This window comes from Anaerococcus octavius (assembly GCF_900445265.1).
Classification (GTDB): domain Bacteria; phylum Bacillota; class Clostridia; order Tissierellales; family Peptoniphilaceae; genus Anaerococcus; species Anaerococcus octavius.
In genome coordinates this window covers 1,075,856-1,097,364 of record NZ_UFTA01000002.1, presented here as the reverse complement: position 1 = coordinate 1,097,364, position 21,509 = coordinate 1,075,856, and the positions used below count along the sequence as shown (strand labels likewise).

Genomic DNA, 21,509 nt, shown 5'->3' with positions numbered 1-21,509 from the left:
ACAAAACTGATAAAAGAGTTATTAATTTTTTAGAAAGGGAGTGAACAAGACGAAAATACTTAATGAAGTAATGAAAGATATAAAGAATGTATTTCACATACGAGATAAGAAAAGATTTATTTTAGAAAATCTTCCATATCTCGTATTTTTTTATATAGGAAATATACTAGCTAGCCATATAAACTCCTATGAAGGAGGAGATATATTAGATAGAATTATGGTAGCCTCTAGTCAAATTGATAGTTTAAATTATTTTCTTTCGTTTAAAATAAGAAATATATTAGCAGGGTTAATACTAGCATTAATTATTAAATTGGTTTTAATACAAAAGAAGAAAAAAGCAAAAAAATTTAGAGAAGGTAAAGAGTATGGATCTGCAAGATGGGGAAATGAAAAAGATATAGAGCCATATATTGATAAAAAGTTTGAAAATAACATTCTACTTACTCAAACAGAGAGACTTACAATAAATAATCGCCCTCAGAACCCTAAATATGCAAGAAATAAAAATGTGCTTGTCATTGGTGGTTCTGGTTCAGGGAAGACAAGATTTTTCGTAAAGCCAAATCTCATGCAAATGCATTCGTCTTATGTAGTTACTGATCCTAAAGGAACATTAGTATTAGAATGTGGGAAAATGCTAGAAAAAAATGGATACGAGATTAAAATTTTAAATACCATTAACTTTAAAAAGTCTATGAAGTACAATCCATTCGCTTACATTAGAAGTGAAAAAGATATACTCAAATTGGTGCAAACAATCATTGCAAACACAAAAGGTGAAGGTGAAAAGTCAACTGAAGATTTTTGGATTAAGGCAGAAAAGCTCTATTATACTGCCCTCATCGGTTATATTTACTATGAAGCACCAAAAGAAGAACAAAATTTTTCAACCTTGTTAGCTATGATAGATGCATCAGAAGTTAGAGAAGAAGATGAAAATTTTAAAAATGCTGTTGATTATATGTTTGAAGCTTTAGAAAAAGAAAAGCCAGATCATTTTGCAGTAAAACAATACAAAAAATACAAACTTGCTGCGGGTAAGACTGCTAAATCTATTCTTATTTCTTGTGGAGCAAGACTTGCACCATTTGATATCGAAGAATTAAGGGGCTTAATGAGCGAAGATGAATTAGAGCTTGATAAAATTGGAGATAGAAAAACTGCTTTATTCGTAATAATATCAGATACAGATGATACCTTTAACTTTGTAGTATCAATAATGTATTCTCAGTTATTTAATCTATTATGTGATAAGGCAGATGATGAGTATGGTGGAAGACTTCCAGTTCATGTAAGATGTCTACTTGATGAGTTTAGCAATATAGGTCAGATTCCAAAGTTTGAAAAGCTAATTGCCACAATTAGAAGCAGAGAAATATCAGCTTGCATTATTTTGCAAGCTCAGTCTCAACTAAAAGCAATTTATAAAGATAATGCGGATACCATAGTAGGCAATTGTGATTCCACATTATTTTTAGGTGGCAAAGAAAGGACAACCTTAAAAGAGCTATCTGAAAGTTTAGGCAAAGAAACAATAGATTTATATAATACGTCGGAAACTAGATCAAATCAAAAAAGTTTTGGTTTAAATTATCAAAAAACTGGAAAAGAATTAATGAGTCAAGATGAAATAACTGTAATGGATGGAGGTAAATGCATTTATCAACTAAGAGGAGTGAGACCATTTCTTTCTGATAAATTTGATATAACTAAGCATAAAAATTATAAATTACTTGAAGATTATGATAAGAAAAATGTGTTTGATATAGAACAATATTTTAAGAAGAAGGATGGAATTAGATTAAAAAGTGATATGGAAGTTGAAGTTTTAGAGGCATAAAATTAAAATTGAATATTGTCTAAGGTATAAATAAAGTTCTTGACAAAACATACCATATCATATATTATGATGGTAATAGAACCCGACGCGCCTCTTAACAATGCGGACCAAGTCGGGTCATTTGAGTTTAGATAGAATATTAAGAAATAACTTTGAAATAGGAAAGGAGGGTATAAAATATATGGCTAAGAAAACTTACTACGCAGTTAAAGTAGGGAAAAACCCAGGAATATATCGAACATGGGAACAAACCAAAGAACAAGTTGAGGGATTTTCTGGTGCGGTGTATAAATCATTTTTAACGGAAGATGAAGCCATAAAATTCATTGAAGAGATTGATACAACAACAGATATAGAATCAGAAAGTATCAAAGATTTAAATAGTCAAATAGCCAAAGAAATTGAAAATTTAGAAAACGATTCAGTAATTGCATTTGTGGATGGAAGCTATTCAGAAAATGCTGGTGGAAAAGAAAAATATTCTTTCGGAGCGGTTATTCTATCAGATCAAACAGAGAACAACTTATATAAGGCCTATGTTGATACAGATAATTTGAAGTATAGAAATGTTGTAGGAGAATTAAGTGGGGTTAAAGAAGTTATTCTTTGGGCAATAGGTCATAACAAGAAAAAAATTACAATTTACTACGATTATGAAGGCATTGAGAAGTGGGCAACTTCTGAATGGAAAGCAAATAATGATTTAACAAAAAATTATGTAAAGTTTATAGAAGAGAAAAAATTACTAATTGACATTGAATTTTGTAAAGTTCCAGCTCATAGTGGGATTTCTTATAATGAAAAAGCTGATACTTTGGCGAAAAATGCGTTGTTAGCACAAGGGTATAAGGCTTATAGTGATGGCTCAGTTTATTTTATTGGACTTGATGAAAGAGATTGGATTCGCATAATTGAAGAAATACAGTATGATTTTGAAGACGAAAAAGAAAATATATTGTATAAGTCAGATAGAGTAAATGATTATTTAAATAAGATTAGAGTTCAAAGAAAAAACGAAAAACTTGTTATAAATTGCTATAAAGGAAAGAAATCATACGTTCAAGGCAAGCAAAGTTCTTTATTTCAAAAATTGATATCTTATGCTATAGAATTATTGCCAACAGAGAATGCTGTAGTAGAAGTTTTAAATACCTATCATGCGGTTAATATAGAAAAGGCAGACTTGGAAAATACTTTTTCACAGTTAATGCCGGATTTTCCTGATAATGAAGAGGACGTAAAAGTTAGAAATACTTTGTTAACAGCTGTATTTAGTACAAAGATAGTAGCCGATTTACCAGATTTTACATTTTTAGTAACACCTATTTTTAGGACAATGGAATATTATCTGCATAAAATTTTACACGATTATCTAAAGAAAGATACAGAGAATGAAAAAGGAAAAAATAATTTTCATTTCTTCAGTACAAATGATACAACTAAAGAATATTATTATAATTCAGGGCATGTAAACTTAAATGATATACAGATAGATTATTTAAATAGGCTGTATAATGCGTATAATAGAATTAGGCATCCTTATTCACATTGGAGTCAGGATTCAATAGATACTAAAGTTATTGAAGATTTAAAAACAGCAAGAGAATTAATTATTACAAATTTAAAATTAATTAATGAGTTTTATCAAGTATTTAATTAATTGAGGAACTTTAGAAAGGAGGAAGTTTTATGGAAAAATATTTAATTAATGATTTAAATATATCAGGATATAAAAAGATAATAACATTATTAGATTATAAAGAAAAAATTTCTACTTGCTTAAAAAATATAAAGCTACTTCCTTCATCTGAATATAAGGTTTTAATCGACACTGCTTTAGTCTCAGGAATGAATAGCTATAGGTTTCTAGAAGTAAAAATTAATAAAGACGGAACAATAAACTTAAATAAATATTCATATCCCATAGTAGATGAAAATATAATTAACAAAGCTAATTCTATAATTAGTAAAGAGCCAATATGGCTAAAAAACTCAATTTTAACAAATTCTCAGAAAGAGTTAATAGCAACATTTTAAATAAAAAAACATAAAATATATAAACACCTAAAGAATATAAAAAACTTTAGGTGTATTTTTTTATACTAAATGGGAGGATTGCATGAAGATATACAATGAAAGAGATTCTCCTTTAAAAATTAAATAGCTATAGTATCAGGACATCTAATAAAAATAGATGTTCTTTTTTTGAAAAAAACATAAAAAAATCAAGGAGAAAATAAGATATGGAAAGAGAAATGATAAACATAAATGGAAACTTAGTTGGAGAAATAAAAACAACAACAATAGATACAAATGAAGGAAAAAGGGAAGTAGCAAATTTTACTGTAGTAAATAAATTTAAAGAAAATGGAAAAACAAAAAAAGAATATATTTATTGCAATCTATACGGAGAAAAAGTAGAGACAGTAGAGGATTTCGAAAGCGGTGAGTATGTTCATATATTTGGATATTTTAAAGAGGTAAAAAAAGAGGAGAAAATATTCAAAAATTTTATTGTAAAACATATTAATAGAATAAATAAAGAAGAAAAAGAGGAGGAATAAAAAATGGAGTTTTTCACACAAGCAGTAAATGTATTAAAGATATTAGTAACAGCGATTGGAGCTGGACTTGGTTCTTGGGGAGTAATTAATCTAATGGAAGGTTATGGTAATGATAACCGTGCGACACGTTCATAAGTGAAAAGCTTATGCACTAAGTTTAAGGACATAAAGTTCGAAACTTAGGAGAACTAACAATCTAATAGGTAGAATGATGGAGTAACGCCCTGAAATGCCTACACTGATACTCCGATTGGCAATAAATATTAGACTAATTTATTGTCAAAAGCTCGGTGAAGTCGGCAGAGAGTAGCCGTAAATAGCTATATAGTTATACGAAACCTGTTTAGAGGTAAATGGTGCTACCTATATGCCGGGTGTCGAATACGCATGGTGAGAATGTGTATACCAAAACACTGACGCACTTCCGAATGTACAAGTCTAGACGTTTGAATTTGTCTAACGGCAATTACCATCAAAGATGGTGTGTTTGTGGATTAGTAAGAATGGTTGTTATGAAAGTCCATATATCGTTACAGGCGATAAGGCGAGAGCTAAACACAGGCTTAGAGGAAGAACCTAAACGTATTCAATGATAGGATTGTTGGAACGTGGTAAACCAAGAACATGGAGGCAGACTAATGCTAATGAAGTGTTAAATGGGAAAATGATAAGAAAAAAATCATATAACTATTTTTTATCTTGGTGAAAGTGGTGGCATAGTACCTATGAAGCGAGAATAATAAGCTCGTGGAGGGATAGCCACTAGTCACAAGAAAGAACAAGAACTGAAATTAAGATAAACACAGCTTCGAGTATGACAAAGAAAATCAAATCCGAAAGGAGATGGTGCCTGTGTCCACTTCGAAACAAATACTAAAATAAAGTAGAAACTAATCCATGCAACAAAAGAAGATACAATTCTAAAATATGTAAAAGAACTTGCCTTAACAGGTAAGCAAATTGAGAAATGTAATAAACTTAGAGAAATGATAGGATTGCCGACCATTTAAAAGAAATAATTAGTTGTTGAGAAGTGTGTAAATCTTAATTAAAACGTGAAAATCTTTCTTGCGATAGGGCGCCGTGTGCGGTGAAAGTCGCATGCACGGTGCTAAGCGGGGGAAAAGCTGGAAACACTGAAACTGTAGGCTTACCTATCGCAATCTGGAGCTAAATCTCAAGGTATTAAGCAACTTATGGCAGGTGGAGGAATTGTGCTTATTGGACTTAAATTAATTCCACTTTTAGCAAATGTATTAAAATAAGATGTTTAATATAGTAGATAAGATTAAAGAGTTTTTTTCGGAGATGCTTATAGACATGATCAAGGAAAATTTAAGTGGAATGCTTCTTGATATAAATGATAAAGTATCTACGATAGCAACAGAAGTTGGAAAAACTCCGAGTGGATGGAACTCGGAAGTTTTCCACTTTATAAAGTCAATAAGTGAAAATGTAATACTTCCTATAGCAGGTCTTATCATAACTGCAGTTTTATGTATTGAGTTAATTCAAATGGTAATGAATAAGAATAATATGAACGATACAGATACATTTGATTTCTTTAAATATATTATAAAAATGTGGATAGCTGTATGGTTGGTATCTCATGCTTTTGAATTTTCTATGGCAGTATTTGATGTAGCTCAAAGTTTAATAGGAAAAGCAGCAGGAGTAGCTAATGTGAGTTCAAAAGTTTCACCAGGTGACATAGCGGCTATGACAGAAGCATTAAAAAATGAATCAATAGGAAAACTTATGACAGTAGTAATAGAAACCTCTATAGTAAAAATGATAATTCAAGGAATATCAGTATTAATAACGGTAATACTTTATGGAAGAATGATAGAAATATATATCTATACATCTGTTTGTGCTATACCTTTTGCCACTATGGGAAACAAAGAATGGGGGAGCATAGGAACTAATTATATTAGAGGACTTTTTGCTCTTGGACTACAAGGGTTATTTTTGCTTATATGTGTAGGTATTTACGCAGTTCTTGTAAAGACTTTAAGTATAACAGATATACACAAGAGTATTTTTGAACTACTTGGCTACACATTAATACTTGGAATTACGATGATGAAATCTGGAAGTATTGCAAAATCAATATTAAATGCACATTAAAGGGAGGAGAAATGTTTAAAGGAATAAATAAAAGAAAGAATGAACTTAAAATTAAAAGGTTTGGAATAATAGGATTACCAATAATTATAATTGGATCATATATAACAAATAAAATAAGAAAAAAAGAAAGGGAAGATGAGATGATAATTTATAGAATAGAGGAAATAGAATAATGGCATATGTAAATGTTCCAAAAGATTTAACTAAAGTAAAAACCAAAGTAGCATTAAATTTAACAAAAAGACAATTAATTGGATTTACAATAGCAGGAGTAATAGGCTTTCCTATTTATATATTATCAAGAAAAAATCTACCAAATGATATATCTATGCTTATTATGATAGGAGTAGCATTTCCTATTATTTTCACAACACTTTATGAAAAAGATGGTCTGTATTTTGAGAAGTATCTTAAGTACATGATAGAAAAAAAGACTCAACCAAGTATTCGACTATATAAAACAGATTGTATTTATGATATAGAAAGAAAAATAAGTAAAATGAAAGAAGGGAGAAAATGAATCAAATACAAAAAAGACAGCAAAAAAAATTAAATGCAGAAAAAGAGAATTTAAAAAAGCAGAAAGAAGACTTAAAAAGCATAGGTAAAAGTCAAAAGAAAATAGAAAATTCAAAGAAGTACAAAGGACAAAGAAAGCAAAAGAAAGAGCTTTCTTTTTTTAATGGAAGAAAACAAAAGAAAAAAAGTGTTCAAGATACAATTCCCTATTTAAGAATGCTTAAAAATGGAGTTTGTCAAATAGAAAAGAATAAATTTAATAAAATGATAAGATTTTTAGATATTAATTATCAGCTTTCGACAGAAGAAGATAAAGAAAGTATTTTTAATGAATTTTCTAACTTTTTAAATTACTTTGATCCAAGTGTAGATATTGAACTCTCATATATTAACAGAATAGGGAAAAATGAAGAAATAGAAAAAAATATTAATATCCCCTATAGAGATGATTCTTTTAATGAGATAAGGAAAGAATATAGAGAGATGTTAAAAAATCAAAGTGAAAAAGGGAACAATGGATTAAGTAAATATATGTATATCACTTTTAGCTTAGAAGCACAGGATATAAAAGAAGCTACAATTAGACTTGAAAGAATGGAAATGGACATACTAAATAATTTTAAGAAAATGGGAGTTAAGGCTTATGTGCTAGATGGATACGAAAGATTAAAGGTAATTCATGATATTTTAAATAAAGATAAAAAATTTACTTTTTCATATGATGATTTAAAGCATAGTGGTCTATCTACAAAAGATTATATTTCTCCGACTTCTTTTAATTTTTCATCTATAAATCAGTTTAGAGTAGGAGAATACTTTGGAGAAGTAAATTTTTTACAGATTCTTGCACCAGAATTATCTGATAGACTATTATCTGAATTTTTAGAAGTTGAAGAAAATATGATTGTAACCTTTCATATAAACTCTATCGATCAAACAAACGCAATTAAAATGATAAAAAGAAAAATTACAGATCTAGATAAGATGAAAATTGAAGAAAATAAAAAAGCTATAAGATCGGGATATGACATGGATATATTACCTTCAGACTTGATCACTTATGGAAATGATGCTAAAAGACTTTTATTAGAGCTTCAAAATCATAACGAGAGAATGTTTGTAATTACCATTTTATTTACAAATATAGAAAAAAGCAGAAAGAAATTGAGCAACGTAATTTTTCAATTAAACTCTATAGCAGGTAGACATAATTGTGTATTAAAGAATCTTAATTATAGGCAAGAACAAGCTCTTATGTCCTCATTGCCTATTGGAAAGAATGACATTGAGGTGAAAAGGGGACTCACTACAAGTTCTACAGCGATCTTTATTCCATTTACTACAGAAGAGTTGTGTTTAGAAGGAGAAAGCTTATATTATGGTTTAAATGCATTAAGTCGAAATATCATAATGACAGATAGAAAGCTGTTAAAAAATCCTAATGGTTTAATACTTGGAACACCAGGGTCGGGAAAATCTTTCTCGGCTAAAAGAGAAATTACCAATGCCTTTTTAATTACACAAGATGACATTATAATATGTGATCCTGAATCCGAATATGGGAATTTAACTAGAGCATTAGGAGGAGAAGTTATAAGAATATCACCTACTAGTAGAGACTATATTAATCCATTAGATATAAACTTAGATTATGCAGATGAAGATAATCCATTGTCATTAAAGTCTGACTTTATACTATCATTATTTGAATTAGTAGTGGGAAAAGAAGGACTGAGTGCAGAAGAAACTTCTGTTATAGATAGATGTCTTCCAATCTTATATAAAAACTACTTTGATAATTCTATACCTTCTAATATGCCAATTTTAGAAGATTTATATAACTTACTTTTGGAACAAGAGGAAAAAGTAGGGAAAAAACTTGCGGTAGAAATGGAAATATATGTTAAAGGAAGCTTAAATGTTTTTAATCATAGAACTAATGTAGATACTAAAAATAGAATACTTTGTTATGACATCAAAGAATTGGGAAAGCAATTAAGAAAAATTGGAATGCTTATTGTTCAAGATCAAGTTTGGAATAGAGTTACAATTAATAGGAATAAGAAAGAAACTAGGTATTATTGCGATGAATTCCATTTATTGTTAAGAGAAGAACAAACAGCAAGTTATTCAATAGAAATTTGGAAAAGATTTCGTAAATGGGGAGGAATACCAACAGGGTTAACTCAGAATGTCAAGGATCTTTTAGCTAGTCCTGAAATAGAAAATATATTTGATAATACAGACTTTATATTGATGCTAAATCAAGCCTCTGGGGATAGGGAAATATTAGCAGATAAACTAAATATATCACTTTACCAATTATCATATGTAACCAACTCTAATGAAGGAGAAGGGCTTTTGTTTTATGGGAATACCATTGTTCCATTCATGGATAGATTCCCTAAAGATACTAAGCTATATAGACTAATGACAACAAAGCCAGAGGAGTTAAAAGAAAGTTATGAAGAATAAGATAAAAAGTAACTATATTATTAATTTAGATGCATTAGTAGCCTTAAAAAAACTACCTAATGAGATATTTGATTGCTGTATTACTTCTCCTCCTTATTATGGATTAAGAGATTATAAAGTTAAAGGTCAAATCGGAAGAGAAGAAAGTCCTGAAGAGTATTTAAATAAGTTAGTAGAAGTATTTGACCAAGTAAAAAGAGTATTAAAAAAAGATGGAACTTTATGGATTGTAATAGGAGATTCTTACGTTGGTACTGGAAGCAAGAAAGAATACAAAGACCCAAAAAATAAGAATGGAAGAACAGGTCAAAAAGTTTCTGTCACGAAAAAATTAAAAGGATATAAGACAAAAGATTTGATTGGAGTTCCTTGGCAACTTGCATTAAAACTAAGAGAAGATGGTTGGTACTTAAGAAGTGATATTATATGGCACAAAGAAAATGCTATGCCAGAATCATGTAAAGATAGACCATCGAGATCATACGAGCATATTTTTTTACTCTCTAAATCAAAAAAATATTTTTATAACTATGAAGCAATGAAAGAACCCATGAAAGAGATAAGTAAAAAAAGATATATAAGGGCAAGGGGAAAAGACAATAAGTACCTAAAAGAAAATACAGGTGCTAAAAGACAGAGCATAAATGAAGCAAGAGAATATGGAGAATATATAGGAGATAATGTTCCTCAGTTTAGAAATAGTAGAGATATTTGGACAATAAATACTAATGCCTTTAAAGGGAAACACTATGCAGTATTTCCACCAAAATTAGTAGAAATTTGTATAAAAGCAGCTTGTCCTAATAATGGGTTAATATTAGATCCATTTATGGGATCAGGCACAGTTGGAATGGTTGCTACTAAAATGAATAGAGAATATATAGGAATAGAATTAAATGAGGACTATTGCAAGATGGCTAAAGAAAGGATTGAAGAGAATATGAAATAGGAGGCGTTTATGAAAAAAGAAAAGGGCAAAATAAATCCTAGAGATGTACCAAAAAGTAAGCTTATATTAGAAAAGAAAAATATAAGTAACAACACTATAAAAAATAAAAAAGATTCATCCATTTTATTAAACAAAAATTCTGAAAGAGAAAATAGCACTTTTATGAATGAAAAAGATAGCTACAGACAAGTTTCTGAAGTTGAGAATTATGATAATATAAAGAAAACTTCTAGCCATTTTCAAGAACTAGATAATAAATATATACCTAATGTTAATGAAAAATCAGATAAGGGAAAAATACAAAGAAAAAGACAGGAGAAAGTATATAGAGAAAAATATAAAATATTTGATAACTTGAAACAAGATAATGAAGTAGAAGATAAAATTAGAGAAGAAAGAATCAAGAAAGAAAATGATAGAGTATATGAAAATAGGATAAGTAATTTCAAGAAGAGTTCTAATCATATATCTAAGAATGGAATAAAAAATAAAGATAAGTTAGAAGCTTATGACCCATTGTCTAAAGATTTAGATAATGATGGAGTAATAGACCGTTATGATATGGACTTTAGAGATAGTAATATTTCTTATAGAGATACTAGTGATGATGAAAAGTATTTTTCAAAGTATAGAAATAAAAGATTTCTAAATGACTTTAGAAAGAATAAAGAGCAGTATCAAAGTGACAAACAAGAAAATTCATTTCAAGATAAGTCCATTTCAACAAAAATAGAAAGATCTAATGTAAGGGATTATAAAGGTAAGAAGTTTAGGGCAAAAAATTTATACTTAACAGAAAGTAAAATGGAGAATAAGGATTATCAGAAACTAAAGACTGGTAAGAACTTAAAGGAAAAATGCTTTGTAGATCTAAATAATAAAAAGAAAATTATAGATAATAACAAAAAAGAAGGTAAAAGAGCTAATTTTAATCTAAATGAAAAATATACAAGAACAAAAAAGGAAAGTTCGAATGTAAAAGAAGGACAAAATAAGTTTAAAGAAGATAAATTGAAGGTAAAAGATAAGCTTCAAAAAGATGAAGAAAAGATCTCAAAATTACACTCGAAAAAAGCAAAAAAAGAAAAAGACCTAGTTAAAGATAATAAAAAAGCAAAAAAAGGAGGATTAGAAAATCCTTTAATTCTTGCAAGTGCAATGGCATCAAACTATCTTTATAGCGGAAAAGAAGATAATGCAGGAATAGATGCATCATATAAAGTAAGCAGAAGTACAGAGCTTATTGGAAAAAATATTAGACGTAATCGTAGAGAAAAAGCTTTAAGAACTAAAAGAAAATTAGAAAAATTAGATAATAAAATTCATAAAAAAGAAAGTAGATTATTATTTGAAAAAGATTTTGAGGAATTAAAAAAATCTAGAGCTTATCAAAATACCAATAAATTGAATCGATTTTTTATGAAGAAAAAATTTCAGAAAGATTTCAGAAAAAAACAAGAAGTAAGCTTAAAAAATAGAATAAAAAAGTCTATTACAAATATGAGTAAAAAGACAACAGAAGTTCTAAAAAATAAGGGATATAAAAATATTTTTATTGTCCTTTGCATTTTAGGACTTTTTTTCATGCTGTTTAAAGAAATATGTAATATTGGAAGTATTACTTCAGGTATTACAAGTAATGTTATGGCTACAAGTTACTTATCAAAAAAAGAAGTGCTAAGTGATGTAAATAATGAATTTTCAAGTTATGAATATGCTTTGCAAGATGAGATAGATAGCATTGAAGAAAATTATCCAAACTACGATGAATATCATATAAAAGGAGATCCAGTAGGTCATGATGTTCACGAGCTATTTAGTTATTTAACAGCAAGATATGGAGAAATTAAGTCGACTGATGAAATAAAAAAGGAGCTAAAAAAACTCTTTAATCAGATGTACAAAAAAGAGTATACATCAAAAACTATTACTAAATATGATAAAGATGGAAATCCATACACCTATAAAATATTGACTCTTACCATTACCAAGAAAAGTATTGATAAAATTGCAAAAGAAGAGTTTGCAAATTATGAAACTAATATGGCTCACTACTTATCATTATTAGAAAATCAAGGAAATATGGGAGATTATTTTGGCTCTGGTTATGGAGATTTAGGGGATATAGTAGATAATCCAAATTTTGGAAATCCCGGTATAGAGTTTGATGATGTAGCAGTAAGGAGATTATTTGGAGAAGCTGAAAAACATATAGGAAAAAGATATGTTTTTGGAGCTAGTGGACCAAGAAATTTTGACTGTTCAGGATTTGTATGTTGGTCATTTACAAAATCAGGAGTAAAGAATATGCCAAGAACAACAGCTTGGAGAATATATACTGATTATTGTAATCCTGTATCGCCTAGTCAAGCAAAGCCTGGAGATATAATTTTTTTCAAGGGAACATATAATTCTGGAACACCAATATCTCACGTAGGAATATATGCAGGCAATGGAATGATGATTCATGCAGGAGATCCTATTCAATATGCAAATATTAATACAAGATATTGGAAAGAACACTTTTATGCCTTTGGCAGACCAAGATAGAAAAGGTGATAAAAAATGAATAAAAAACTAATCAAAAATATAGAAAAACAAAAAAAGTTAGTAAAGAAAAAAGAAGATATTGAGTTGGAACTTCAAATCTTAGAAGAAGAACAAGAAGAATTAGAGAATATGGAAGTTATCAAAGAGTTTCGTAGCAAAAAAATATCCCTTGATGAATTTTTATATATAGTAAGAAAAAATAAGGAAGAAGAAAGAAGAGAAAAAAGTATAAGTCAAATTAATGAAGGAGAAGAAAAGTAATGAAAAGAATAGGAAATAGGGTTTTAGCGATTGGAATGATACTAGCAAGTATTATAAATATATCGCCTATGAGTCATATATATGCTAGTTCAGAAAAAAGTTTACAAAACACAAATAAAATTGAAGCTGAAATGATATGTAGCAATGTAGAAAATCTAGAAAAAGAAATTACAGACTTACAAGAGAAGATTGAAAACTTAAATAAAGATAAAGAGATAAATAAAGATCAAATAAAAAAGTTTCAAGAGAAATTAGATTCATATAAAAATAAGGAAGATAATTTTTTAGAAGATAAGAAATGCCTAGAAAATCAATTATTAGAAAAAGAAAGAGTAATTAAAGGTCTAGAAGAAAAAATATGTGTCCTAGAAAGTAAAGACAAAAAACAAATAGCTGAGCTAGAACAGCTAAGAGATGAAGTAAAGAAACTTCAAGAAGAAAGTGAAAAATTAAAAGAAGAATTATCTTCTGCAAAATGGGAATTAGAAGCAAAAGGTGAAAAGGCAGAAGTTAATGAAGAAAGTTTTAAAGAAACAAGAGAAAAGATTGGTCAATTAGAAAAAGAGATTAAAGAAAAGGATCAAAATATAGAATTAAAAGAGGAGAAAATAAAGAAAATAGAAGATACTTTAAAGGCAAAAGAAGAAAGATTAGAAAAATTAAAAGACCAAGTAGATAAGGCAAAAGAAGATAAAGAAAATTCTTGTGAGAAAGTAAAATCTCTTGAAGAAGAATTAACTGAATTAAGATCTAAAGCAGAAAAAGATAAAAAAGAATTACAAGAACAGATAAAAAGCTTGGAAGATAAAATAGAACAACAAACAAAAGAGTTTGAAAATCTCCAAAATGACTTAGACAAAAAAATAGAAGAATGTAATAAAAGAATCAGTGAACTAGAGAAATACCTAAAGAAAAATAAAACAGGGGAAAAAGAAAAAGCTATAAATGATAAGGAAAAGCTTGAAAAAATTCTAGATAATCTTAAGAAGAAACAAGCAGAAATAGAAACAAAACATGATAAAGATGTAGAAGAAAAGATTACTAACAAAGAAGTAGTAGATACTAAAGAAGTTATTAGTAAAAGAGAGGATAATATAAAGCCATGTAGTAAGAGTGATGAATTTAGCGTGTTTCAAGTAGGAAAAGATTACTATAATGTCATAAAAGATGGAAAGAAAACTACTGTGTATATGGATGTTAAGGCATACATTCAAGATGATCATATTATGTTACCTATAAGATATACAGCCTATACTTTAGGATTTAACGTTGAATATGATGACAACAAAAGAGAAGCTATATTTTCCAATAAAGAAAATATCGTTCTTCCAAAGAAAACATTGAGATTAAATATAGACACAGGAGTCATGAAAGATAGTGACGGAAATATTTATCATTCTGATACTAAGCCAGTAATTATAAATGGAAGAGTTCATGCTTCTATTTCAAATATTGCAAAAGCTTTTAATGCAACTTGTGGAGATATAAAAGACGGAAAAGATCAAAGCATTGAATGGGATAATAACAAAAAAGCAGTATATGTATTTAAAAATATAAAATAAAAAAGGAGCTAAAGATGAAGAAAAGCGGAATAAAAGTAGCCTTAGTGTTACTCTTTATGTTTACAATAATACCAAGTATATCCATGGCAAAAAGTAATGAAAGTGAAATAACGAGTCAACTAAATAATATATATACTCCAGAAAATAATAAAGAATTAGAAAATTTATTTGATGAAGATGTGTATAATCCTTCTGATGAAAAACAAAAAATACCCTATCAAGAAGTACCTAAAATACCAGATAGTAAAAATGTAAAAAGTGAACAAAAAGAAAGATCTATTAATTCATGCCAACCAGCAAAACCTGTAAAAGGAGGGAATACAAAAGCGATTAATTCTTTAGCAACAAAGGAGAATAAAGCAAGAGGGACAGTATTGGAAAATGTAGATGAAAGTGGAGAAGATCTAACTCCTAAAGTTGGAGATAATGAAGTAAGAAAAGAAGGCGAAGAAAATCCTGTAGACGTTAGACAATTTTTGACTTTTCAGACTAAATCAGGCAAGACAATGCATCTTATTATAGATCATTCACAAAACCAAGAAAATGTTCAACTATTAACAGAAGTTGGTGAGCAAGACCTTTTAAATATGATCGAAGGAGAAAGTGATACTAAATCAAAAGAAGAAAAAGTAGTTAGAAAAGAAAAGCCTATAAAAAAGGAAGAACCACAAAAAGAAAAAGAGAAAGAAAAGAAGTCAGGCGTAGGATTGTATATTTTTATAGTTCTTATAATGCTAGTGGGAATAGGTGCAGGATATTATTTTAAAGTTTACAAAAAAAGAGAAGAGGATACTATTGAAGATGATGAAGATTATGACGAATTAGAAGATGATTATGAATATGATAAAGAAAATGATGAAAAAGAAAGTATAGAAGATACAGAAATTATTCCAGAAGAAGATGATTTTTAATAATGAGAATTTTTTGAAAAGATGGGAAGTTTATTCGAGAAAAACATATATGCGAAGAATATAACATTTGAAGAAGTGTTAAATAATGGAATAAAAATTATAAAAATATAGAAACATTCAGATATGAAACTCAACTATCGTATAACAAGAAGAATCTACGATAGAAAAGTATACGGTTTTTAAAATTTATATTAAAATCTAAAATAATTTGTGAAACTAAGAGAAGATAATAGTTTGTTAATAAAAAATAAATAAGTGATGTAGTAAAGATTATGATAAATTGCGAGCGAAGGAGAAATCTTTCGCTCTTTTTTTTATAAAAAATTAAGGAGGAAAAATGAAATTAGTTATAGCAGAAAAACCAAGCGTTGCAATGTCAATAGCAAAGCTTATAGGAGCAAAGAATAAAAAAGATGGATATTATGAGGGAAATGATTATAGAGTATCTTGGTGTGTAGGTCATCTAGTTCAGATGGCAAATCCTGATAATTATGATGAAAAATATAAAAAGTGGAGAATTGAAGATTTACCTATTATTCCAAAAGAATACAAGTACGAAATTGTAAATACCACAAAGAAACAATTTAATATTCTTAAAAAGCTGATGAACAGTAAAGAAGTTGATGCGGTAATTAATGCTTGTGATGCAGGAAGAGAAGGAGAAGCTATATTTAGACTTGTGTATATGAAAGCAAATTGTAAAAAGAAAATAGAGCGTCTTTGGATTTCATCTATGGAAGATTCTGCGATAAAAGAAGGATTCAACAATTTAAAAGATGGAAAATACTATGATAATCTTTTTGACTCAGCAAAGGTAAGAGCTATAGCCGACTGGCTTGTTGGAATGAATATGAGTAGACTTTACTCTTGCTTATATGACGAGAATTATAGTATAGGGAGAGTTCAAACACCAACATTGGCAATGATAGTAGATAGAGATTTTGAAATAGAAAATTTTAAAAAAGAAAAATATTATACAGTAGAAATAGAACTTGATAAGTTTATGCTATCCACTAATAGAATAGATAATAGGGTGATAGCTGAACAGCTGATAAATTTAATAGGCAATACAATAAAAATTACAAATTTAGTAAAAAAAGAAAAAATAACGAAACCAGATTTACCTTTTGATTTAACAACACTACAAAGAGAGTGTAACAAATATTTTGGATATAGTGCAAAACAGACTTTAGATTATGCTCAAAGCCTTTATGAGAAGAAATATATAACCTATCCAAGAACAGACAGTAGGTATTTAACAGAAGATATGATTGTAAGCACAATAAATAATATTTTGGGGAAAAATGATTTTGATACAGAGCGTATTAAAATTGTATTTAATTCAAAAAAAGTTAGCGATCATCATGCAATTATACCTACAGTAAGTTCATTGAGTAAAGATATATCTTATCTTCCAGAAAGTGAATCTAAAGTGTATAGACTAATATTAAATAAACTAAACGCAAGTGTTGGATATCCACTAGTTGAAAATACAACAAAAATTGTAGCTATATTTGATAGCTTTGAATTTACAAACACTGGCAAAGTAATTAAAGATGAAGGATTTACAAAGTATTTAAAAGAATATACATCGAAAAAGAGTGAAGATACGATATTTCCTAATGTGAATATTGGAGATGAACTTGAAATAAAGGAAAAAAATATTAAAGAAAAGTATACTACACCCCCAAAACATTTTACTGAAGATAGTTTACTTAAAGCTATGGAAATAGCAGGAAATGATGTTTTAGAAAAAGGTATTGAAGTAGAAAGAAGAGGAATAGGGACTCCAGCCACTCGTGCAGGAATAATAGAAAATCTAATTTATAAAGGTTATATAAAAAGAGATAAGAGAAATCTTATTTCAACAAGAAAGGGCTTAAACTTAGTATCAATAGTAATAGATGAATTTAAATCACCAAAAACAACAGCAGAATGGGAAATGGGATTAAGTGAGATTGCAAATGGGAAAGAAGATAAGGAGATATTTTTAAAAGAAATTGAAGAAGAAATCAAAAACACCATTGATAGATATTGCAAATAAATTGATTATAAAAACAGAGAAAGATAATAGTAGATATAAGTTTTTTCAAAAGCAAGGATATAAAGGAAAGTAATCTTAAAACATAGCTAACTTACAAGAAAAGATAAGCACATTTTAAAGGGAAACTAAGAATATCAATAATAGGCAAAGGAAAAATAGAAAAGATAGAAGAATGTCTTTGATGAGCATTTTCTGATTTATGAAGTAATTTACCATGGGAAAAGTAGTTACTAATAAAATGCATTTCCTGCACCCCAAAATATATAATTTTAGGTGCAGGAAGTTTTATAGATGATACAAAAAACAATAAAGCTTAATGGCTAAAGAGATATAGAAAATATATCTTCTTTTTTTATTGTTAAAATAAGGAGGGATAGAATGCCAAGATATGATACAGTAGATTTAAGTAAATCAATATATCTTGCAAGAGAAGAATTTAAAGAAAAGTGCAAAAATTAAATGTCGCCAATTGATTTTTTGCACCCAAAAGTATATAATTTTAGGTGCAGGAGGTATTAGAAATGGAATCAATAAACAAGAAAATAGAAGATATAATGACAAAAAATACAGGAGAAATTTTTTCTATTAATGACTTCTATGGACTGGGGACAAAGAATACAATCAAATCCGTTTTATACCGATTAAATGAAGAAGATAAAATCACAAGACTTATAGATGGATTATATACAAAGCCTAAGTATAGCGAAATCCTTAAAGAATATTCTTATCCAGATGCAAACGCCTTGGCAGAAAAGATAGCCGATAAATTTTCTTGGACTATATCTCCAACAGGAGATACAGCTTTAAATTATACTGGATTATCTACACAAGTTCCAAACGAATATATATATATTTCTGATGGACCATATAGGCAATATGATTACAGAAATAAGAAAATACTATTTAAACACACAAGTAATAGAAACATTACGTCTTATTCAAAAGAACTATCAATTTTAGTTCAAGCAATTAGAGCTTTGGGAAAAGATGGAATAGGGGAAGAAGAACTCAAGAAGTTAGCCGTATTTGCCCAAAATATTAAAGAAGACTTAAAGCATGATACCTTAAAGCTACCATTTTGGGTACAGGAAATATTAGAGAAAATACAGGAGATTAATAATGAAAAAGCTATTAGAAATATCAAATGAAGAACTTGAATTAGTTATACAAAATACATCAGATAAATTGAACTTGTCAAAGGCGATTGTGGAGAAGGACTTATGGGTCTGTATTATTTTGAAATATCTATTTAGTGATTTTAAATATAGGGACTATATTGTCTTTAAAGGGGGTACAAGTTTATCTAAAGTATATAAATTAATAGAAAGATTTTCAGAGGATATAGATCTTGCTCTTAATTGGCAACTCTTGGGCTATGAAAAGTTAGAGCCTTATGAAGAGAGGAGTAAAACAAAGCAATTAAAATTTAACGATAAACTAAATGAAGATACAAAAAAGTTTATACAAGAAGAATTTTTGCCAACTCTGCAAAAAGATTTCAAAAAATTATTAAAGAACAGAAAATATAATTTTTATATTGATGAAATAGATGGACAAACTATTGCCTTTGATTATCCTAAAAATTATGAAGATACCTCCATACTTCAAGTCATAAGATTAGAAATAGGAAGTTTAGCAGAACCGATTCCATCAAGTAGGAAAAAGATAAAAACCTATATAGAGGAAACTTATCCAGAGATATTTAATGAAAATATAGAAGTTGTATCTGTAAATAGTTTAAGGACTTTTTATGAAAAAATAACTATACTACACAGAGAGGCTAACAGAGTAAATGGAAATTATCCTACAAGGTATTCAAGACATTTTTATGATGTATATAAAATGCTACTTACTGATATAAAAGAAGAAAGTTTTTCTCAATTAGAATTATTAAATTCTGTTATTCAATTTAAGAAAAAATTTTATGCCAGTAATTGGGCGAAATATGATGAGATAATGGAAGGAAGAATAAAGTTAATTCCATCAAAAGAAGGAGTGGAGATTTTTTCCAAAGATTATGATAGTATGAAAAATATGATATTTGGAGAAAAAATACCATTTGAAAAGATAATTAGCGAACTAAAAAAATATGAAGAGAGTTTAAATGAAAAAATAAGGAACAATAAAGCTTAATGGTTAAGGAGGTATAGAAAATATATCTTCTTTTTTTATTACTAAAACAAGGAGGGATAGAATGCCAAGATATGATACAGTAGATTTAAGTAGATCAATATATCTTGCAAAAGAAGAATTTAAGAAAGATATAAAGAAATATGAAGAGTATTTAAAGGTAGTAGGTAACAACTATAAGTATCCATATATACACCAAATATCTATTTACAATATGGATACCAAGGCTACAGCTTGTGCGGAATTTGATTACTGGAAAAGCATAGGCAGGAGTGTCAAAAGAGGAGAAAAAGGAATACCGCTTTTAGATATAGAAAATGGAAAGATAAAATATATCTTTGATATAAGGCAAACGGTAAGCGTTGATCACAACATTTCTGAGGTAAAATTATGGGAATATGATGGCAAAAAACATTTAAACTTATTAGATGAACTAATAGATAAGTTTAAAGAAAAAGACAGCCAGCTTTTATTGAGTCAAGAAGATAAAATAGATGCCTTAGCAGGAAGTTATGTTCGAAGAAAATTTGATGAAACATTAGAAGGTCTATCCGATGAAAGCCTGAAGGCTATTCAAAAGATAGATCTTTTTAATTTACTGAAAGAATCTGTAAAAGTTTCCGTAAGTGAGAGAATGGGAGTTTCCTATGAACTAAAGGAAGAAGATTTGTCTATATTATCTAAAATATCAAGTGTGGACATAGATAAAGCTTTAAATTTTACATCTAATATAAGTAAAAATATTTTAATTGATTTAGGAAGAGAAATAAATAAATTAGAAATTTCAGAGAAAGTTCAAGAAAGAAGAAATTGGGAGCAGACAAAAGATGTAAGGGAGCGTTATAATAAATCAACGGCTAATATAATAGAAGAAGATCACAATAAATTAGAAGAAGGAGGCTTAGAAGATGAAAGAGAAAATAGTATTAGCAGACAAGGAATATCTAGTAGAGGAAGGAATTTACACACCAGTAATCAAGGAGAATCCCTTCGAGATACATGGAGGGACTTACAAGATGGAACTGATGAATCAAGAAGTGGAAGTATTAGTGCCAAATATGGAGATGCCGAAAGAAGTGGATATAGGAAAGCTCAATTATTGGGGAAGGATGAGGTTGAACTTTCTCAAGGAAAGCAAGAAAGAGGACTATCAGATAATGTATCTACAGGGGACATTAATGAGTCATTTACTATCCAAGGAAGAAGAAATAGAGGAATTTATCAGTCGAGAAGAAGTCAAGATGATGGAAGCTTGGGGACTGACAGAAGAATTGAAGGAAAAGGACTATCTGAAATATATAGGACTCAAGAAGAATATGGATATGCTCCTACAAGAGATGGGAGAAAAGGAGATTATCCTAGTTTAAAAAATGAACATGAAATTAAAAATACAGGGGAAGTAGAGTCTACTTCCTTTTTTTCTGCCAATAATCAGAAAGAGCAGACCTTTATTACAAGTCCAATAAGCCAAAGAGAAATAGATACATTTTTAATCTATGGTGGAAATAATCAAGATGGTAGATTGCCAGTAATAGCAGAGTTTTCTAAGGGAAAGTCCTTGAAAGAACAAG

Annotated in this window: 17 protein-coding genes and 2 pseudogenes; all 19 read left to right on the top strand. The window is 28.7% G+C overall.

Annotated features, from left to right (window positions below; all coding sequences use genetic code 11):
* The first annotated feature begins 70 nt into the window (after positions 1-70).
* The 19 genes and pseudogenes from DY249_RS05415 (at position 71) to DY249_RS09500 (ending at position 21,305) form a co-directional block, all read left to right on the top strand.
* The gene (locus tag DY249_RS05415) at positions 71-1,843 is read left to right on the top strand and encodes a VirD4-like conjugal transfer protein, CD1115 family (protein ID WP_115595446.1); all 1,773 of its coding nucleotides are present in this window, start codon (positions 71-73) and stop codon (positions 1,841-1,843) included.
* Positions 1,844-2,024: 181 nt separating this feature from the next.
* Positions 2,025-3,503: a ribonuclease H1 domain-containing protein gene (locus DY249_RS05410; protein WP_115595445.1), complete on the top strand. Its 1,479-nt coding sequence runs from the start codon at positions 2,025-2,027 to the stop codon at positions 3,501-3,503.
* Positions 3,504-3,532: 29 nt separating this feature from the next.
* On the top strand, positions 3,533-3,880 hold the full coding sequence (locus DY249_RS05405) for a type II toxin-antitoxin system RnlB family antitoxin (protein WP_022620859.1): 348 nt from the start codon (positions 3,533-3,535) through the stop codon (positions 3,878-3,880).
* 206 nt (positions 3,881-4,086) lie between these two features.
* Positions 4,087-4,407, top strand: coding sequence for a hypothetical protein (locus DY249_RS05400; RefSeq protein WP_022620858.1), 321 nt, complete (start codon positions 4,087-4,089; stop codon positions 4,405-4,407).
* 3 nt (positions 4,408-4,410) lie between these two features.
* Complete coding sequence (locus DY249_RS05395) at positions 4,411-4,542, top strand: Maff2 family mobile element protein (RefSeq protein WP_115595444.1); 132 nt, start codon at positions 4,411-4,413, stop codon at positions 4,540-4,542.
* A 1,040-nt stretch (positions 4,543-5,582) separates the two neighbouring features.
* Positions 5,583-5,672, top strand: a pseudogene (locus DY249_RS05390) (Maff2 family mobile element protein); the annotation flags it as partial.
* A 1-nt stretch (position 5,673) separates the two neighbouring features.
* Positions 5,674-6,537, top strand: coding sequence for a VirB6/TrbL-like conjugal transfer protein, CD1112 family (locus DY249_RS05385; protein ID WP_044564910.1), 864 nt, complete (start codon positions 5,674-5,676; stop codon positions 6,535-6,537).
* Positions 6,538-6,548: 11 nt separating this feature from the next.
* Positions 6,549-6,710: a hypothetical protein gene (locus tag DY249_RS09155; RefSeq protein WP_022620852.1), complete on the top strand. Its 162-nt coding sequence runs from the start codon at positions 6,549-6,551 to the stop codon at positions 6,708-6,710.
* A complete protein-coding gene (locus tag DY249_RS05380; RefSeq protein ID WP_010248104.1) occupies positions 6,710-7,057 on the top strand; it encodes a PrgI family protein in 348 nt (115 codons plus the stop codon). The genes DY249_RS09155 and DY249_RS05380 overlap by 1 nt, the downstream gene beginning before the upstream one ends.
* On the top strand, positions 7,054-9,531 hold the full coding sequence (locus DY249_RS05375; RefSeq protein ID WP_115595443.1) for a VirB4-like conjugal transfer ATPase, CD1110 family: 2,478 nt from the start codon (positions 7,054-7,056) through the stop codon (positions 9,529-9,531). Before DY249_RS05380 ends, DY249_RS05375 begins: the two co-directional genes overlap by 4 nt.
* A complete protein-coding gene (locus tag DY249_RS05370; protein ID WP_115595442.1) occupies positions 9,521-10,480 on the top strand; it encodes a DNA-methyltransferase in 960 nt (319 codons plus the stop codon). The genes DY249_RS05375 and DY249_RS05370 overlap by 11 nt, the downstream gene beginning before the upstream one ends.
* A 9-nt stretch (positions 10,481-10,489) precedes the next feature.
* Positions 10,490-13,030: a C40 family peptidase gene (locus tag DY249_RS05365; protein ID WP_115595441.1), complete on the top strand. Its 2,541-nt coding sequence runs from the start codon at positions 10,490-10,492 to the stop codon at positions 13,028-13,030.
* A 15-nt stretch (positions 13,031-13,045) separates the two neighbouring features.
* Entirely contained in the window at positions 13,046-13,291 is a 246-nt protein-coding gene (locus tag DY249_RS05360; RefSeq protein ID WP_115595440.1) for a hypothetical protein, read from the top strand.
* Between the two features lie 1,148 nt (positions 13,292-14,439).
* Positions 14,440-14,853: pseudogene (locus DY249_RS09505) on the top strand (copper amine oxidase N-terminal domain-containing protein); the annotation flags it as partial.
* A 14-nt stretch (positions 14,854-14,867) separates the two neighbouring features.
* A complete protein-coding gene (locus DY249_RS05350; protein ID WP_115595438.1) occupies positions 14,868-15,764 on the top strand; it encodes a CD1107 family mobile element protein in 897 nt (298 codons plus the stop codon).
* 337 nt (positions 15,765-16,101) lie between these two features.
* On the top strand, positions 16,102-17,808 hold the full coding sequence (locus DY249_RS05345; protein WP_115595437.1) for a DNA topoisomerase 3: 1,707 nt from the start codon (positions 16,102-16,104) through the stop codon (positions 17,806-17,808).
* 521 nt (positions 17,809-18,329) lie between these two features.
* Positions 18,330-18,956 (top strand): DUF6088 family protein, encoded by a 627-nt coding sequence (locus tag DY249_RS05340; protein ID WP_115595436.1) that lies wholly within the window; start codon positions 18,330-18,332, stop codon positions 18,954-18,956.
* Positions 18,928-19,941, top strand: a complete 1,014-nt coding sequence (locus DY249_RS05335) for a nucleotidyl transferase AbiEii/AbiGii toxin family protein (RefSeq protein ID WP_115595435.1) — start codon at positions 18,928-18,930, stop codon at positions 19,939-19,941. Before DY249_RS05340 ends, DY249_RS05335 begins: the two co-directional genes overlap by 29 nt.
* A gap of 905 nt (positions 19,942-20,846) precedes the next feature.
* Positions 20,847-21,305 (top strand): TnpV protein, encoded by a 459-nt coding sequence (locus tag DY249_RS09500; protein WP_425450980.1) that lies wholly within the window; start codon positions 20,847-20,849, stop codon positions 21,303-21,305.
* The last annotated feature ends 204 nt before the right edge of the window (positions 21,306-21,509 follow it).

Coding starts and splice junctions, on each gene's coding strand:
- DY249_RS05415 (WP_115595446.1), top strand. CDS start 71: ATGAAAGATATAAAGAATGTATTTCACATACGAGATAAGAAAAGATTT.
- DY249_RS05410 (WP_115595445.1), top strand. CDS start 2,025: ATGGCTAAGAAAACTTACTACGCAGTTAAAGTAGGGAAAAACCCAGGA.
- DY249_RS05405 (WP_022620859.1), top strand. CDS start 3,533: ATGGAAAAATATTTAATTAATGATTTAAATATATCAGGATATAAAAAG.
- DY249_RS05400 (WP_022620858.1), top strand. CDS start 4,087: ATGGAAAGAGAAATGATAAACATAAATGGAAACTTAGTTGGAGAAATA.
- DY249_RS05395 (WP_115595444.1), top strand. CDS start 4,411: ATGGAGTTTTTCACACAAGCAGTAAATGTATTAAAGATATTAGTAACA.
- DY249_RS05385 (WP_044564910.1), top strand. CDS start 5,674: ATGTTTAATATAGTAGATAAGATTAAAGAGTTTTTTTCGGAGATGCTT.
- DY249_RS09155 (WP_022620852.1), top strand. CDS start 6,549: ATGTTTAAAGGAATAAATAAAAGAAAGAATGAACTTAAAATTAAAAGG.
- DY249_RS05380 (WP_010248104.1), top strand. CDS start 6,710: ATGGCATATGTAAATGTTCCAAAAGATTTAACTAAAGTAAAAACCAAA.
- DY249_RS05375 (WP_115595443.1), top strand. CDS start 7,054: ATGAATCAAATACAAAAAAGACAGCAAAAAAAATTAAATGCAGAAAAA.
- DY249_RS05370 (WP_115595442.1), top strand. CDS start 9,521: ATGAAGAATAAGATAAAAAGTAACTATATTATTAATTTAGATGCATTA.
- DY249_RS05365 (WP_115595441.1), top strand. CDS start 10,490: ATGAAAAAAGAAAAGGGCAAAATAAATCCTAGAGATGTACCAAAAAGT.
- DY249_RS05360 (WP_115595440.1), top strand. CDS start 13,046: ATGAATAAAAAACTAATCAAAAATATAGAAAAACAAAAAAAGTTAGTA.
- DY249_RS05350 (WP_115595438.1), top strand. CDS start 14,868: ATGAAGAAAAGCGGAATAAAAGTAGCCTTAGTGTTACTCTTTATGTTT.
- DY249_RS05345 (WP_115595437.1), top strand. CDS start 16,102: ATGAAATTAGTTATAGCAGAAAAACCAAGCGTTGCAATGTCAATAGCA.
- DY249_RS05340 (WP_115595436.1), top strand. CDS start 18,330: ATGGAATCAATAAACAAGAAAATAGAAGATATAATGACAAAAAATACA.
- DY249_RS05335 (WP_115595435.1), top strand. CDS start 18,928: ATGAAAAAGCTATTAGAAATATCAAATGAAGAACTTGAATTAGTTATA.
- DY249_RS09500 (WP_425450980.1), top strand. CDS start 20,847: ATGAAAGAGAAAATAGTATTAGCAGACAAGGAATATCTAGTAGAGGAA.